The organism is Mannheimia massilioguelmaensis (assembly GCF_000940515.1).
GTDB lineage: Bacteria > Pseudomonadota > Gammaproteobacteria > Enterobacterales > Pasteurellaceae > Basfia > Basfia bettyae.
Genome location: NZ_CDQL01000006.1, coordinates 76250 through 92607, shown reverse-complemented (window position 1 = coordinate 92607; position 16358 = coordinate 76250). Strand labels below are relative to the sequence as shown.

Here is a 16358-nt window from a genome sequence, read left to right as displayed (position 1 = left end):
AAAAAAATACCGCACTTTTTGTACAAAGTGCGGTATTTTTATTTGAAATTTTAATTAGTTACAGGTAATTGGCTTTGTGGGGGCAATACTCCTGAATTCCAAACTTTAGCCTCTGTCGGTTTTTTCACTTGCAATAAGAAACGTTGGTTTGCAGGTGCTTGTGGTTGAACAATCGTGCCCGAAGGTGTTGAGAATGAAATTCCGCCTTTGAGCAATTGCTGTACTGATCCTGTGGTAATTTGCATACCAGACCAGCCTACCTCTGCACTGTAACCAGAGGACACCCAAAATTCAGAATTTTTACGTACCAAATGTTGATATTTAGGTGAAATTAATAAATGAATTAATACACGATCGCCTAGATCATTTAAATCCATATAACTAATCTTACCCACTTCAACACCACGATAATATACTGGTGAACCTAGGGTCAAATTAGCTGCATCAGAAGCTTCTACTATTATAGGGAAACCATTATTATATTTGTTGGTTTGTGAACTATTACTATCTTTGAGTACAAAACTCGTCTTAGGACTCCCTTTCCCAGCATCAATATCAATGTAAGGACGTAATAAACTATCTAAATTTTCAATACCACCTGCTGAAATCTGCGGTGAAATAATTCTAAATTGTGAGCCTTCTTTTGCTACAATGCCCATATAATTTGGATTCATTAATGCTTTAGCAACCACTTTTTGATTATTTTTATCTAGACTAATACTTTCAATTTCACCCACTTCTAAACCAAGATAACGTAATGACATGCCTTGAGTTAAGTTAGTTGCATTATCTGTGGTTAAGGTAATGACTTGGCCAGCAGATTTTGCTTTTAGTTCATTAACATAAAGTGTTTTATTATTTCCATTACCACTGTTATCAAAACTAATTGCACCTTTGAGAGAGCGTCCTAATGGGCTTGCTTGAATACTGATGCCTTTCGCTGTGATATCTACTTGAGCTGCACTTTCTACCCAAAAACGGCTTTTATCTGTGAGTAAATGGCGATATTTAGGATAGATCGCAATATCAATATCAAAGCTATTTTTCACAGGGCGAACTTCTAGCACCTTACCCACTTCAAATTGACGATAAAGTACTAGTGAACCTTTACTAATATTTGGTAAATTTTGTGCATTTAAGGTGATGCTTGGAGATAAATCTCCACTACGGATACCTGCTTCAGCATAACTAAGATCTTTATAAATAGGATAAGATTTTAATGGCTCACCTTGGTTTTTATGACTAATTAAACGAACCCCACCTTGTAGCCATTTATCAGGATTTGCTGCTTCAAATCGTATGCCATCTAAACCAATTGAAACATCTAAATTAGAAGCCGCAACAAATTGGCTATCAGCATAGACTAAATGGCGATATTCAGGCTTAATTGCAACCTGATATTCTACTCCTTGGACATCAATATGTTGTTTGGCAATTTGACCTATAGCAATATTATTGTAATACACTTGTTGCCCTTCAGTAATACCATAGGTTTCAGGTGCTGTTAGGGTTAAAATTAAAGCATTGGGTTGTTGTAATAGAAATTCGTTTTCTGTGTAAACTACAAAATCACGTTTAGGTTCGCCTGAACCCGGGAGAATTTCAAAATATTCGCCACGTATCATGTCAGGTAATTTTTCTAATGCACCTAAATTAACCTTAGGTGTACGTAATATGATATTCGTTTGGCTTTTTAATTCATTGCTAATATTAGGATCAACTAATAATTTGCCTTTTACCAAAGAATCATTAATACCTTCCGTGTTTAGCTCGGAAAGTATCCCTACTTGTAAGCCTTTATACAATACTTCTGTTTTACCTGCTTTTAAACCAGGTTGATTAGGAACATTAATGGCAATTTCAATACCTCGTTGTGCCGATTGTAAGTTAGCGTAGAGCTTATAATATTGTTTTTGTTCAGCTTTGGCACTTTCTGGTGGTGAATCAAAGGCAATAGCCCCCTGTACAACCGCATTTAAACTATCCATTTTGACATTAATACCAGAAGGGCTTACTTGGGCATTAATCCCACTGATATTCCAAAAGCGAGAATCCTTTTTCACAAGGTTGGCATAGGCTTTATCAATGATAACTTGAATTTCTACTTGTGATTGATCTTGCGTAAAATGATAGTCGTAAATTTTACCTACAGGCATTTTTTTATAATAAACTGAAGCGCCTTCTGAAATAGAGCCCAAGTCGTCAGCTAATAGGTGAATTAATAAATCGCCATCATCAACTTGAGCGATTGGTCCATTTTCTTCTGCAATAAATTCATCTTGATAATCCCCATCACCAGGCTGAAGTGTAATATAGTTACCTGAAATCAGCGTATCTAAACCAGAGATTCCCGCCAATGATGCACTCGGCTGTACAAGCCAGAATTTGGTATTTTGACGTAACACCGTTTTAGCTTCAGGATAAATATTGGCCTCGACTTCCACTTGTTTTAGGTTATCCGTGAAATTGACTTTTTTGACAACACCAATTTGTAAACCTTGATAGCGAATTTGAGTTTTATTTGCCACTAATCCATCGCCAGTGTTAAAAGTAATATGAATGGTTTCTCCCTGTTCTTTGATAATTTGAAAGAACAGTAATGCCCCAATACATAGGGCTATGATTGGAAGTAACCAGAAAGGTGAAATTCGTTTATCTTGTTTAATATTAGCTACCTGAATTTCATCTTTTAATGGTTGTTCTGCTTGAGAATCATGGTTTTGCATGTTGTTTGTCATAAATATTCCAAAGTAAACGGCTATCAAAAAACGTTGTTGAAAGCATGGTTAGAAACACTGCTGAGCCAAAATAGAAGGCAGCAGGTCCTACTGAGAAATTAATAATTTGTCCTCGAGTTACCAATGACATCATTAAGGATAACACAAATAAGTCTAACATTGACCAACGACCAACGAAGTGAACAATATGAAATAATCGCATTTGCCATTTTATTGAATGTTTCCATTGGTAATGCACACATAACAATAAGTAGATCATAATAAATACTTTACTTATTGGCACAAAAATACTGGCAAAAAAGACCACAAAGGCGACAAAATAACTACCCATTCCAAGGAAGCTAATCACGCCAGACATTAGCGTATCACCTGTAGCCACATTATTCATTGAGGTATAAGAAATTGGCAAAATATTAGCTGGAAATAGCATGATAATACCTGCAATCAACGTTGCCCAAGTTTTTTGCAAATTAAGATGTTCAGGTATATCCATAGGGCTGTGACAGCGTGGGCATATAGGATGGTTTTTTCTGTCTATCATATAATGCTCAAAAGTATATTCACAGCTACCACATAAGTGCGGTGGATTTTTATCAGAAATTTTTGTTAGGGGGGGGAGAGATGGATAAAACTCATGCCATAGCGCCTTCACATTGATTTTAACAAATAATAATGTGGTCATTAATGAGGTGAGCAAAAAGCCAATAAGATAAATATTAATTTCAATACTCGCATAGTCACGAACTTTAAATGCAGTTACTCCCAAAGCGATTAAATACACATCAAACATGACCCAAGGTTTAATGTAACCTAAGACTAATAATAAAATTCGTGGCTTTTTATGAGCGAGTTTAGCCACTTGTAGCGTAATAACGAGTAAGGCGAAAGCTATGGGCATAAATACCGCGCAAATAAAGACTAAAAAAGCGGTGTAAGGGTAGCCTTCAATGGCCATTTTCCATACGCCTCCCCAAATCGAAGCATCGACTTTTGTTCCCAATAAATCAACACTTAATAGAGGGTAGGTGAGTGCAAAAGGCATCAGGATTAGAATTGAAATAGCAATAATTGAGCAACGACGTAAACTCCAACGATCAGTGGTGCCTAACTGGTTATGACAGCGAGGACATTCTGCATTTTGATATTTATCCAAATCAGACATAGACACTAACGCATTGCAATCTCTGCAACGTACGATCTTTTCATTTTGGCTTGGTTGAGCAAATGCTGTCATAAAGATTCCACTTAGAAAAAGCTTCATTTTAGCTATTTGATGATTATTTGTGAAGCTATTTGGGATAGTTGGGAAAAAGTGCGGTTGATTTTATAAAAATTTTACGCTCTAATGTGAGCCTTATTTATGCTATTTAAGGACTTTTATGAGTAATCAAGCAAAAAATATTGATGAACAATTTTATACAAGAGCAAATAATTTTATTAATGTGGCCAATGAGTTATTAGAAACCACAGATAAAGATCGTGTGAGTGCTTCAATGATGTTTGGTTGTGCAAGATTTAATGCTTTTATTGCTACTATGAAAGCAGAATATAAAGGGCAACTTATTGATTCTAAAGAAGATATAATTAGCTATTTTGTGGAAGAATATAAAAATATGCTTACCGCAAATTTAGAAGAATATATTGAAAATTTTGATAAGTATGTGAAAAATAAGAATTAACATAGAAGATATGGTTACTCTTCTGTTTGAATCATAAAGCCTTGAGATTGAATGATCGCTTGTGCTTGTGATGAAGCAAGATAATCATAAAATGTCACGGCATTTTGATTTATCAAACCACAGCTATAGTTTGCCATAATAGAAAACTCAGGTGGCAATGATTTAATTATAAATGCACTATTCTGTTTTAATTGTTTACGGTAATGTGCATAGCCAATAAACATATCAATTGGATAATGTTGTAATAAATAACAGCTCGCTAATTCATCTTGTGGAATTTTCACGCTATTTCTTCCCCCTACTAACTGATATGCATGGTTTTTTAAACGATTTCCATGAGTTGGGTAGAGCTGTTCAATTTTTTCAAATAATTGCCAACTATAATCACCACTAGGATCGCAAATTGGAGTTGAGGTGCCTACTCGTAGATTAGGATTGAGTAATAAATCTAAGGCAGAACATTCTCTATATTCAGCTTTATTAAGCAAGGTGAGACATAGCTGATTTTGAGCAATAATTTGTGAACGTAAAATTTTATTTTGTGCTTTTAACTGTTCTATTTGTTTGGTATCTGCACTAATAAAAAGATCACAATCTTCACCTTGTTCAATGTTTTCACGTAATAACCCAGCAGGACCAAATATGGTTCTGAGTTTAATTGTAGACATATTCCAGTGCTTGATTAATTCAAGTAGTGCAGGACGAAAACTGCCTGCACTCAATATGGTGATCTGATTATTTTGCATTGGCACCTTGATAATTTGTGCGGTAGAATTTTTGATAATAATCTTGCACCATTTTATCTAAATCAAGATCTGCAAAGGCTTCAGGATAAAGCTTCTTTGCTACCCATAACTCACCTAAAGCAATAGCCTCTGGCATTGGATAACCCCAAGCTTTAGCATATTCTGGCATTAAATAGACTTTGCCATTTTTAACAGCAGAAATAGTTTTCCACTCTGCGGCTTGAGTAATTTCTGAGACGACTTCTGGATAACGAGCTTGTACAAAAATCACATCAGGATTCCAATTTAAAACAGTTTCCATAGAAACTTTTTGAAAACCTTTGAGAGTCTCTGCGGCGACATTGTAGGCTCCTGCATGTTGCATCATCAGCCCTGTATATTTTCCAGAGCCATAGGTTTCTAAATTAGGATTTGCTATATAGGTTTTTACTCGTTGTTCAGCTTTTAATTGCTTTAAACGTTCATTGAGCAATTGGCGATGGCTAAATGCGGTGTTAATTAATGCCTCCCCATTGTTTTGTTTTTCAAAGACATTTGCAATAAGGCGAATTCCTTCTTTTAACCCTTCATTATAAGCATCGTCTTCATTTGACAACGTTGGATTAAGTTTAGAAGCTTCTTGAGTATTATCTTTGCGTAGTGAGATTGCAATAACTGGAATACCAACAGAGGTGATTTTCTCTATATTATCTTGTGGAAAATAATTAGTTACAAAGACCACATCAGGTTTTAAGCTTAATAAGCTTTCTATATTGACGGTTTTTAGATCTCCAGGTGTTGCGAGTTTTGTCAATTCTGGTGCTAATCTCGCAAATCCTTTGCCTAAAGCACTATCCCATTTATCTAAAATACCAACAATTTGCTTAGTGGCATCTAGCTGAACCGCAATATTTAAAGTTTGATGTTGTAAGATGGCGGCTCTTTCAATATGGTCAGGGATGATGACTTGGCGATTTAATTGGTCGGTAACAGTGCGGTTTGCAAGAGTTACATTGCTTACTAAACAAGCGAGCAAACCTAAAATGAGTGAAGGTTTAAACATAGTGAATCCTTTGCGTTAGGAAGATGAAATTTCATTATATACTTGAATATATTTTGCTAAAAGAAATTTTTATTTATGGTTTATGAGCAAACAGATATGGAGTGAAAGTCATATGTTGGAATACAGAAAAAGTGCGGGTTAATTTAATAAAATTTTGAAAAAATTGTATGCTAACTGTGATTATTAATTGTCATTCTTTTAGAAAGTAAGATAAAATGCGTAAGATTATTTTTTCATAATAAACATACACTAAGTGTTGTTCAGGATACTAAACCATGACAGAAATTCAAACAAACCTTCAATCTGAATCGCAAAAATTAACAAATAACAAAGATATCATTGCGTATTTAGCCGAAAAATTTCCGCTATGTTTTTCAGTTGAAGGGGAAGCGAAACCACTTAAAGTTGGTCTTTTCCAAGATTTAGCCGAAGCATTAAAAGATGATGAACGAGTAAGTAAAACACAACTTCGTCATGCATTACGTCAATATACGTCAAATTGGCGCTATTTACATGGTTGCCGTTTGGGGGTGGAACGTGTCGATTTACAAGGAAATCCAACAGGCGCATTAGAACAAGAACATGTGGATCACGCACAACAACAATTATCTGAAGCAAAAGCTAAATTTGCAGAGAAACGTGCGGCAGAAAAAGCTGCGAGTCCTAAACCAACTAAAAAACGCCCAATGCGTAAACCTGCAGATAAAGCAGATAAAATGGCTCGTAAATCGACAAAATCAAAAACTACCGAGCGTCAACCTAAAGTGGAATTGAAAGCGCTTGATGTGGCAAGTTTACAAAAAGGTAAACAAGTAAAAGTGAAAGTCGGGGATTCTGCTAAATCAGCGGTGATCCTTGAAATTGTAAAAGAGAGTGCTCGTGTAGAATTAGATAATGGTCTAGTTTTAACGGTTACTGCAGATCGTTTATTTGCATAATTGATCTCAATTAGCGTCGGATATTTAATGCGACGCCATAAATACATCCTGAGTTTTACTCACGAGATGTTTTTCTTTTATTAGGAAAGTCTAAATGAAGTTGAATAAATCTAAAACTTATCTAGCAGCTTTGATTGTTGGTTCATTAATTGGCATCAGTGGGAATGCGTTAGCTGTACGTCCAACATTAAAAGCAACAGATATTGTGATACCAACCCCGACAGAAGAAAATAGTTTGGCAACTAAGAGAGCAACCACAAGGCTCACGCAATCACATTATCGAAAATTTCAGTTGGATGATGCATTTTCACAGAAGATCTTTGCGCGCTATTTAGATTTTTTAGATTATAGTCATAATTTATTTATTCAATCTGATATCGATGATATGCGTACTAAGTATGTGAATCTATTGGATGATGAATTCAATGAAGGTAAGTTAGATGTGGCATTTAGTATGTATCAATTAATGACAAAACGTCGTTATGAACGTTATGAATATGCCCTTTCTTTACTAGATAAAGAACCTAACTTAACAGGTGACGATCAAATTGAGATTGATCGTAAAAAAGCAGCTTGGCCTGTGACCACTGAAGATGCTAATAAGCTTTGGGAACAACGTGTCAAAAATGATATCATTGATTTAAAACTAAAAGATAAAAAATGGCCTGAAATTAAGAAAACATTAACGAAACGTTACAATTTAGCGATTCGTCGTTTAACACAGACTAAGCCTGATGATATTACTCAATTATTCTTAAACGCATTTGCTCGTGAAATTGACCCTCATACAAGTTATTTAGCACCTCGTACGGCGAAAAGTTTTAATGAAAGTATGAATCTTTCATTAGAAGGTATTGGTGCCACTTTACAACAAGAAGATGATATTACTGTGATTAAATCCTTAGTCGCAGGTGCGCCAGCTGATCGCAGTAAAAAAATTAAAGCAGGTGATAAGATTATTGGTGTTGGTCAAGCTAAAGGTGAAATTGAAGATGTTGTTGGCTGGCGTTTAGAAGATGTGGTTGATAAGATCAAAGGTAAAAAAGGTTCAACAGTCCGTTTAGAAATTGAACCTGCTAAGGGCGGAAAAACAAAAATTATTACCTTAGTACGTGATAAGGTTCGTATTGAAGATAGCGCAGCTAAATTAACAGTAGAAAAAGTGAATGGAGAGAATGTTGCCGTTATTAAAATTCCTACTTTCTATATTGGTTTAACTGCGGATGTACGTAAATTGTTAGCTCAAATGAATGCTAAAAAGGCGACTTCATTGATTATTGATTTACGTGAAAATGGTGGTGGTGCATTAACTGAAGCTGTTGAATTAAGTGGCCTGTTTATTAAAGATGGTCCAGTAGTACAAGTACGTGATGCTTATAACCGTATTCGTGTACACGAAGATCCTGATAATGCTCAAGTCTATTCAGGTCCATTATTAGTGATGATAAATCGTTATAGTGCTTCAGCATCAGAAATTTTCTCTGCCGCTATGCAAGACTATAACCGTGGTATCATTATTGGACAAAATACTTTTGGTAAAGGTACTGTACAACAAAGTCGTTCATTAAACTTTGTTTATGATCTTGATCAAGAACCTCTAGGCTTTATTCAATATACTATCCAAAAATTCTATCGTATTAATGGTGGTAGTACACAATTAAAAGGCGTTGCAGCAGATATTGATTTTCCTGCGATTATTGATGCAAAAGAAAATGGTGAAGAGAAAGAGGATAATGCATTACCTTGGGATAAAATTCCTTCTGCAACCTATTCTCAAGTTGCTAATGCCCGCAATGCTGTTGCGTTATTAAAAGCTAAACATGAACAACGTATAGCAAAAGATCCTGAGTTTATCGCATTAGCTGAGGATTTAAAAGTTCGTGATGAGCGAAGAGAACGCAAGTTCTTATCGTTGAATTACGATAAACGCAAAGCAGAAAATGATAAAGATGATGCACGACGCTTAAAGGCATTAAATGAACGTTTTGCTCGCGAGGGTAAAAAATCATTAAAAGATATTAATGATTTACCTAAAGATTATGAAGCACCTGATTTTTTCTTAAAAGAAGCGGAAAAAATGGCTGTAGATTTAGTGAAATTTGAAGCTGAAAATGCGACAGAGACACCTAAATCTGAGGGGCAAGATAATCCTGAAAAAACAACAACGGATGTAAAAGCTGAAAAGGAAAACGCAGCACATAAATCAACGGATGATAAACCTTCAGACAATAAATAATTTCTACCCGATTAATAGGAATGTTGGCTATGATTCCTATGAGTATTGTTATTGATCATATAAAGATCATTTAAAGGAACTCTAATGTATAGAAAATCTACGTTGAAATTAGCTCAGTTAGCAATTTTAATTTCAGGTTTATGTTCAAGTTGTGCAATTAATGACTATATCCATCCGAATATCTCTGATAAAGATAGTATTGATGTGGATTTAGCAAATAAACAAATTGAGCAACAAAAAAAAGCAGAAGAAGCACGTATTGCAGCTGAAAAACAGCAACAAGCTGAGGCTAAATTAACAGAGTTATTGGGCCCCCGTGAAATTCAATTTAAGTCAGCGGTAGCAAAGATTTACGCAGATAATGAATACGAATTGCTATGGACTGATAAGACTGCTGAGCAATATTTCTTAAAGGAATATGCGCTAATGGTGGCAAGTGGAATTTCTTCTCGCTCAGCACGTTCCTTGGATACAATCAGTTTGACAGATCCAGCAGATAAGCTTGCTTATGATGTTTTATTGACGGATGCTTTTTTAGATTATATGTACTATGCTCAGAATGTTTCTCATTCTGCACAAAGCTGGCTCTATTCAGTTAATGCTTATAAGCCAAGCCAACCCAATGAAGAACAAATTATGATATGGCTAAGTGCGGTTAAAAATAATCAAAATTTAAATTATTTGCATGGATTAAACACAGATAATTCGCTATATCGTCAAACTATAGATAAACTTGCGTCATTAGTTTCTACAAACAAAGCTTCATTAGGCACAGAAAATCTTTATAAATTAGCAATTAATGCACAACGGTTGCGTATTATTCCTAATTTTAATAATGGTATTTTTGTTAATATTCCAAGCTATCAACTTAATTATTACCGTGACGGTAAATTAATTCTCAACTCTCGTGTGGTGGTGGGAAAAAATGAACGTCGCACACCGGTAATGTATAGTAAATTAAGTAACGTAGTAGTGAATCCACCATGGAATGCACCGATACGTTTAATCAATGAAGATATTGTGCCTAAAATTAAACGTAATCCAGGCTATTTAGAAAGTCATGGCTATAGCATTATTGATAGTAATGGTAATAAGGTAAATCCAAGCAATATTAATTGGGCAAGCATTGGCAGTAAATTCCCTTATCATATTCGTCAAGATGCTGGTGATAATAGTGCTCTAGGGCGTTTTAAGTTTAATATGCCAAGTAGTGATGCTATTTATTTACACGATACGCCAAATCATAGTATTTTTGATAAGAAAGATCGTGCCTTAAGTTCTGGTTGTGTTCGTGTTGATAAATCCAACCAATTAGCAAGTATTTTGCTAAAAGAAGCGGGCTGGTCAGAAGAGAAAAAACAAAGTGTATTAGATAGTAAGAAAACAACGTCAGCAACAATTCGATCGGATAACCCTGTTTATTTGTATTATGTAACTAGTTGGGTTGAGAATGGAAAAATAAATTTATTACCTGATATTTATGGCTATGATTCTATTCGACAACCAAGTTATGTGAATTGGAATACGTTGAAAAAATATCTTCATTAATATTTTAATCGCACTTTTTCATATTTAAAAAGTGCGATTATTTTTACCCTTTTATGAACTTATAAACGAGACTTTGGTCGAAATTTTGTTAAATAATAAATCAAAGAGAAATTTAAGATGAGCAATGTTAATCATAGTCGCCGTAAATGGCTATCTTTAGGTGGCGTTGTTATAGGGGCAACAATGTTACCAAATTCAGTGTTAGCGATTTCTTCTACGCCAGCTCCACGGCTTTTGCGTCTTAGAAATATTAATACTGGAGAGGTTTTTAATTCTGAAGTGGGTCTAGGAAGAGAACTTTCTTCATCTGCATTGCATAAGTTAAATTGGTTTTTACGTGATAAATATACCTCTCAAGTTCATCCGATGGATCCCCAGTTATTTTCAAAACTTTATGATATCCAAAGTAATTTAGGATTACGGAATACCGAAATTCAAATTATTTGTGGTTATCGTTGTCCATCAACTAATGCTAAAATGCATCGTCGTAGTCGTGGTGTGGCGAGTAATAGTTATCATGTTAAAGGGCAAGCTATTGATTTCCGTATTGATGGCGTTTCCTTGGCTAAAGTAAAAACTGCTGCTCAAAGTCTTAATAATGGTGGGGTTGGTTATTACCCTGTCAGTAATTTTGTTCATATTGATACGGGACCAGTAAGAACTTGGTCTGGAAGTTAATCCAAAAAAATGGTGCTATAAGGCACCATTTTTATCTTCATCCATTTATTAATTGAATTGAGTTAATTACAATAGAGAAATAAATTTTAATTCCTTGAGCAACACATATATGAATATTGATATTATTCCTGTTACCTCTTTCCAACAAAACTGTTCATTAATTTGGGATGATGATAAGAATGCGGCTATCATTGATCCAGGCGGTGAAGCACAAAAATTAATTAAAAAAATTGAAGATGATGGCTTAAAACTGCAAAAAATTCTTCTGACTCATGGGCATTTAGATCATGTGGGAGCTGCATTATCTCTGAAGAAGCATTTTAATGTGGATATTATTGGTCCTCATGAAGATGATGTATTTTGGTTTGAAAGCTTACTGACTCAATCAGAACAATTTGGGCTGTTTGGTTCAGAATCTTTTTTACCTGATAGATGGTTAAATCAAGAACATGAAATCATTGAAGTGGGTAGTTTACAGCTAGAGGTTATTCATTTACCAGGACATACACCAGGTCATATTGGTTTTCTAGAACATAGTAATACAGTTGCGTTTACTGGTGATGTACTGTTTCGTAATAGTATTGGTAGAACTGATTTTCCTGGCGGTAGTCATGAAGATTTGATGTCTTCTATTAAAGAAAAGTTATTACCACTGGGAGATGATTGGATTATTATTGCAGGTCATGGTCCTTATACTACCATTGGTGCAGAAAGAAAAAGTAATCCATTTTTGAAATAAATAAGTTAATTTGAAGGCGACATAATAGTTGCCTTTTTCTTTATTATTATTTTGATCAATGATTGGAACTTAAGATAACTAATATAGTCTTATAGTTAAGCAATTTAGCTTGGTTCTCGAATAATTTCGAGATAGTTAATTATTATTATCAAGGATCTTCAATGAAAGCTCTTAAATCAATTTTAGCATTAAGTTTAGGTTTAGCCTTATCAACTTCAGTATTAGCAGCAGAGTCATCAAGCAATGTATTTTCTGATGCTAAAGATGTCGCTAAAACGACAAAAGAACAAGTCGTCTCTGTAAAGAAATCAGCAGCAGATAAATTAGCTTCATCAAAATCATCTACTGCAGATTCCACAATGGATAAAGTGAATTCGGCAAAAGAAAAAGCGAATTTAGCTAAAAATTCTGTTACAGATAAAGCATCTACTGTAAAAGAGAAAGCAGGCTCTATGAAAGAGGCTAATGCAGAAAAAGTATCTGGAATTAAAGAAAAAGCAAATTCTATGAAAGAATCTGCGGCAGAGAAAATGAAAAACATGAAAGATAATGCGACTGAACATAAACATTCAGGCGTAGAAAAAGTGAGTAATCAGAAAGAAAAACTCACCTCAAGCACTAAAGTAAGCCCATCTGCTAAAATTAATATCAATACAGCAGATGCTGAAACTTTACAAAGCTTAACAGGTATTGGTGAAGTAAAAGCTCAAGCCATTATCGATTATCGTAAAAAAGTAGGTAAAATTAAAAATGCCTCCGAATTATCTAACATTAATGGGATTGGCGAGGTAACGGTAGAAAAAATCGCCCCTTATCTCAGTTTCTAATTTCTATTATGAATAATTAATTCATTAAAGCTCGCAAAGTGCGGGCTTTTTTTTATAAATTTTGCTAGATTTAGAATGGGATGAGATAGGGATATTATGTAAAAGTATTTTTACTTTTTAATGAATTGAAAAGTAAGGCCTTATCAAATTTGTGATGCATGTTGCATTTTTGTAAAAAAATTAATAAGAATAGGAAAAGTCTCTATTTTTTAAGTATGATGTTTAGTATGCTAAAAGAAAACATATTTCTTGGCTAATCCCATGTATAATAAATTATTCCGCTAAAAATACTTAATGAAGTGGAATTTGAAATTTGTATTGTTAAGTCTTTTTAGCATTTATAAAAAGTAAAAGCGTTAAAATAATTAACAGGTGTTTTATGCAACAGAATAGTCCATTTTATCAATGGTTGGCGACAACAGCTTTAGGTGGCGCAAACCAGTCTTATATTGAAGAACTTTATGAAGATTATCTTCATGATCCTAACAGTGTCGAAGAAAGTTGGCGTAATACTTTCGATGCTTTACCCAAATCCTCCACAGCTGAACAATCCCATTCTCAAATCAGAAGTTATTTTCAAGAACTCGCTCGAGATAATTCCCAATTAGGTATTACGAGTGTTGTTGATCCTGATGTCAGTAAACGATTTGTTAAAGTATTACAGTGGGTGAATGCCCATCGTAATCGAGGTCATTTACATGCTAATCTTGACCCATTAAATTTATGGCAGCGTATGGATGCGCCTACTTTAGATTATAAATTTTATGGTTTTACTGATAATGATTTAGATGAAGAATTTGATTTGGGTCAGTATGTTTATAATAAAGAGAAAATAACGTTACGTGAATTGGCCTATGCATTAAAGAATACTTATTGTACAACTATTGGTCTAGAATTCATGCATGTCAATGATCTAGAAGCACGCACTTGGTTACAGCGTAAAGTTGAAAATTTGTTAAATAAACCTTTATTTTCTAAGCATGAACAAATTAAATTTCTTGAAGAACTTACCGCAGCAGATGGTTTAGAGCGTTATTTAGGCGCAAGATTTCCAGGGGCTAAACGTTTTTCTTTAGAAGGGAGTGATGCTTTTATTCCTTTAATGAAAGAAATTATTCGCCATGGTGCAAAAAATGGTGTGAAAGAAATAGTCATGGGAATGGCTCACCGTGGGCGTTTAAATATGCTGGTAAATGTCCTAGGTAAGAAACCTGCTAATTTATTTGATGAATTTGCAGGAAAACATCATGGTAATGGTACTGGCGATGTGAAATATCACCAAGGTTATTCCTCTGAATTTATGACCGAAAATGGTTTAGTACATTTAGCTTTAGCTTTCAACCCTTCTCATCTTGAAATTGTTAGTCCTGTAGTAGCAGGTTCCGTACGAGCAAGACAAAAACGTATTGGTGATGATAAATTTACAAAAGTATTACCAATAACCGTACATGGGGATTCTGCGGTTGTGGGACAAGGTGTGGTACAAGAGACTTTAAATATGTCATCTACACGAGGTTATACTGTAGGTGGCACGATTCGTATTGTAATTAATAACCAAATTGGATTTACCACTTCAAATACAAGAGACACACGTTCTACAGAATATTGTACTGATATTGCTAAAATGATTGAAGCTCCAGTGATTCATGTGAATGGTGATGATCCTGAGGCTGTAGCTTATGCAGCACGTATGGCGGTGGAATATCGCACTTTATTTAAACGGGATATTTTCATTGATTTGGTTTCTTATCGTCGTCATGGACACAATGAAGCTGATGAGCCTTTGGTGACACAACCTGTAATGTATAAATTGATCAAACAACACCCAACGCCTCGAGAAGTTTATGCTGAGCGCTTAGTTACTGAAGGTATTATTGATCAAGCTAAAGCCACAGAGTTAATGAATAATTATCGTGATGCTCTAGATCGAGGAGAATGTGTTGTACCTGAATGGCATCCATCAAATATAGAACGTTCAGATTGGAATCATTTTTTAACACAAGAATGGACTGCATATGAGGACCATTTTGATCCAAAACGTTTCAAAGATCTTGCCAATAAAGTATGTGAATATCCTGAAACTCATCCCGTGCATGCTCGGGTTGAAAAAATCTATGCAGATCGTTTATTAATGGCCAGTGGTGAAAAATTATTTGACTGGGGAATGGCTGAAACGATGGCTTATGCTACTTTACTCGATGAAGGGCATAGCATTCGTCTTTCAGGGGAAGATTCTGGACGAGGAACATTCTTTCACCGATTAGCTGTTTTGCATAATATTAATGAGCGTAAAGCCTATATTCCATTAATGAATTTACATAAAGCTCAAGGGCATTTTGAAGTATGGGATTCTGTTCTTTCTGAAGAAGCGGTATTAGCCTTTGAATATGGTTATGCCACATCAGCACCAAAAACCTTAACGATTTGGGAAGCACAATTTGGTGATTTTGCAAATGGTGCACAAGTGGTCATAGATCAATTTATTAGTTCTGGAGAACAAAAATGGGGCAGAATGTGCGGACTTGTTTTATTATTACCGCATGGTTATGAAGGGCAAGGTCCAGAACATTCATCTGCTCGTGTTGAGCGTTATTTACAATTATGTGCACAGCAAAATATGCAAGTTTGTGTGCCTTCTACACCGGCGCAGATTTATCACTTACTGCGTCGCCAAATGTTACGAACAGTACGTCGTCCATTAATTGTGATTACACCAAAATCATTGTTACGTCACCCATTAGCGGTGTCTTCAATGGAAGAACTGGTCAACGGCACTTTCCAAAATGTCATTCCAGAAATAGATAATTTAGATCCAAAACAAGTCAAACGAGTCGTGTTCTGCGCAGGTAAAGTTTATTACGATTTGTTAGAACAACGACGTAAAAATAATCAAGTAGATGTAGCGATTATTCGTATTGAACAGCTTTATCCTTATCCACATGAAGAGATGCAAGAAATCTTAAAGGATTATGCTCATGTGACTGATTATATTTGGTGTCAAGAAGAGCCATTAAATCAAGGTGCTTGGTATTGTAGTCAGCATAACTTTATTGCTAATTTGCCTGCAACAGGTAAATTACGTTATGTTGGACGTCCTGCTTCGGCATCTCCAGCGGTTGGCTATATTACATTACATAATGAACAACAAAAAGCGTTAGTGGCAGAAGCATTAGCGATCTAACAAAAA

General features: G+C 35.0%; 12 protein-coding genes. 8 read left to right on the top strand and 4 right to left on the bottom strand.

The annotated features are described in order from the left end of the window. Nucleotides 1–50: 50 nt before the first annotated feature. Together BN1226_RS05205 and BN1226_RS05200 are read right to left on the bottom strand one after the other, a co-directional pair. Nucleotides 51–2738: a PqiB family protein gene (locus tag BN1226_RS05205; RefSeq protein WP_044470305.1), complete on the bottom strand. Its 2688-nt coding sequence runs from the start codon at nucleotides 2736–2738 to the stop codon at nucleotides 51–53. After that, nucleotides 2713–3972 carry a paraquat-inducible protein A gene (locus tag BN1226_RS05200; RefSeq protein WP_044470304.1) on the bottom strand — a complete coding sequence of 420 codons (1260 nt, stop codon included), beginning with the start codon at nucleotides 3970–3972 and terminating at the stop codon, nucleotides 2713–2715. Before BN1226_RS05200 ends, BN1226_RS05205 begins: the two co-directional genes overlap by 26 nt. 145 nt (nucleotides 3973–4117) lie before the next feature. Here BN1226_RS05200 and BN1226_RS05195 point away from each other — a divergent pair, with 145 nt between their 5' ends. Then, nucleotides 4118–4417 carry a DUF3144 domain-containing protein gene (locus tag BN1226_RS05195; RefSeq protein WP_044470303.1) on the top strand — a complete coding sequence of 100 codons (300 nt, stop codon included), beginning with the start codon at nucleotides 4118–4120 and terminating at the stop codon, nucleotides 4415–4417. Between the two features lie 14 nt (nucleotides 4418–4431). Here the strand turns inward: BN1226_RS05195 and BN1226_RS05190 are convergent, their stop codons facing one another. Both BN1226_RS05190 and BN1226_RS05185 read right to left on the bottom strand, forming a co-directional pair. Then, nucleotides 4432–5163, bottom strand: a complete 732-nt coding sequence (locus tag BN1226_RS05190; RefSeq protein ID WP_044470302.1) for a substrate-binding domain-containing protein — start codon at nucleotides 5161–5163, stop codon at nucleotides 4432–4434. Then, nucleotides 5153–6205, bottom strand: coding sequence for an ABC transporter substrate-binding protein (locus tag BN1226_RS05185; protein WP_044470301.1), 1053 nt, complete (start codon nucleotides 6203–6205; stop codon nucleotides 5153–5155). The genes BN1226_RS05190 and BN1226_RS05185 overlap by 11 nt, the downstream gene beginning before the upstream one ends. 275 nt (nucleotides 6206–6480) lie before the next feature. Between BN1226_RS05185 and proQ the strand changes: the two genes are divergently transcribed. The 7 genes from proQ to sucA all read left to right on the top strand — a co-directional run bounded on the left by proQ (nucleotide 6481) and on the right by sucA (nucleotide 16352). After that, the gene (gene proQ / locus BN1226_RS05180; RefSeq protein ID WP_044470300.1) at nucleotides 6481–7143 is read left to right on the top strand and encodes an RNA chaperone ProQ; all 663 of its coding nucleotides are present in this window, start codon (nucleotides 6481–6483) and stop codon (nucleotides 7141–7143) included. Nucleotides 7144–7237: 94 nt separating this feature from the next. Next, nucleotides 7238–9379 (top strand): carboxy terminal-processing peptidase, encoded by a 2142-nt coding sequence (gene prc / locus BN1226_RS05175; RefSeq protein ID WP_044470299.1) that lies wholly within the window; start codon nucleotides 7238–7240, stop codon nucleotides 9377–9379. Between the two features lie 84 nt (nucleotides 9380–9463). Further along, entirely contained in the window at nucleotides 9464–10927 is a 1464-nt protein-coding gene (locus BN1226_RS05170) for a L,D-transpeptidase family protein (RefSeq protein ID WP_044470298.1), read from the top strand. Nucleotides 10928–11044: 117 nt separating this feature from the next. Next, nucleotides 11045–11605: a peptidoglycan L,D-endopeptidase MepK gene (mepK, locus tag BN1226_RS05165; RefSeq protein ID WP_044470297.1), complete on the top strand. Its 561-nt coding sequence runs from the start codon at nucleotides 11045–11047 to the stop codon at nucleotides 11603–11605. Between the two features lie 109 nt (nucleotides 11606–11714). Beyond that, the gene (locus BN1226_RS05160) at nucleotides 11715–12344 is read left to right on the top strand and encodes an MBL fold metallo-hydrolase (RefSeq protein WP_044470296.1); all 630 of its coding nucleotides are present in this window, start codon (nucleotides 11715–11717) and stop codon (nucleotides 12342–12344) included. Between the two features lie 161 nt (nucleotides 12345–12505). Next, entirely contained in the window at nucleotides 12506–13171 is a 666-nt protein-coding gene (locus BN1226_RS05155) for a ComEA family DNA-binding protein (RefSeq protein ID WP_044470295.1), read from the top strand. 379 nt (nucleotides 13172–13550) lie between these two features. Next, nucleotides 13551–16352 carry a 2-oxoglutarate dehydrogenase E1 component gene (sucA, locus tag BN1226_RS05150; protein WP_044470294.1) on the top strand — a complete coding sequence of 934 codons (2802 nt, stop codon included), beginning with the start codon at nucleotides 13551–13553 and terminating at the stop codon, nucleotides 16350–16352. The last annotated feature ends 6 nt before the right edge of the window (nucleotides 16353–16358 follow it).

Excerpts from the sequence above, each read along its gene's own strand:
- BN1226_RS05205 (WP_044470305.1), bottom strand. The coding sequence starts at position 2,738 with ATGACAAACAACATGCAAAACCATGATTCTCAAGCAGAACAACCATTA.
- BN1226_RS05200 (WP_044470304.1), bottom strand. The coding sequence starts at position 3,972 with ATGACAGCATTTGCTCAACCAAGCCAAAATGAAAAGATCGTACGTTGC.
- BN1226_RS05195 (WP_044470303.1), top strand. The coding sequence starts at position 4,118 with ATGAGTAATCAAGCAAAAAATATTGATGAACAATTTTATACAAGAGCA.
- BN1226_RS05190 (WP_044470302.1), bottom strand. The coding sequence starts at position 5,163 with ATGCAAAATAATCAGATCACCATATTGAGTGCAGGCAGTTTTCGTCCT.
- BN1226_RS05185 (WP_044470301.1), bottom strand. The coding sequence starts at position 6,205 with ATGTTTAAACCTTCACTCATTTTAGGTTTGCTCGCTTGTTTAGTAAGC.
- proQ (WP_044470300.1), top strand. The coding sequence starts at position 6,481 with ATGACAGAAATTCAAACAAACCTTCAATCTGAATCGCAAAAATTAACA.
- prc (WP_044470299.1), top strand. The coding sequence starts at position 7,238 with ATGAAGTTGAATAAATCTAAAACTTATCTAGCAGCTTTGATTGTTGGT.
- BN1226_RS05170 (WP_044470298.1), top strand. The coding sequence starts at position 9,464 with ATGTATAGAAAATCTACGTTGAAATTAGCTCAGTTAGCAATTTTAATT.
- mepK (WP_044470297.1), top strand. The coding sequence starts at position 11,045 with ATGAGCAATGTTAATCATAGTCGCCGTAAATGGCTATCTTTAGGTGGC.
- BN1226_RS05160 (WP_044470296.1), top strand. The coding sequence starts at position 11,715 with ATGAATATTGATATTATTCCTGTTACCTCTTTCCAACAAAACTGTTCA.
- BN1226_RS05155 (WP_044470295.1), top strand. The coding sequence starts at position 12,506 with ATGAAAGCTCTTAAATCAATTTTAGCATTAAGTTTAGGTTTAGCCTTA.
- sucA (WP_044470294.1), top strand. The coding sequence starts at position 13,551 with ATGCAACAGAATAGTCCATTTTATCAATGGTTGGCGACAACAGCTTTA.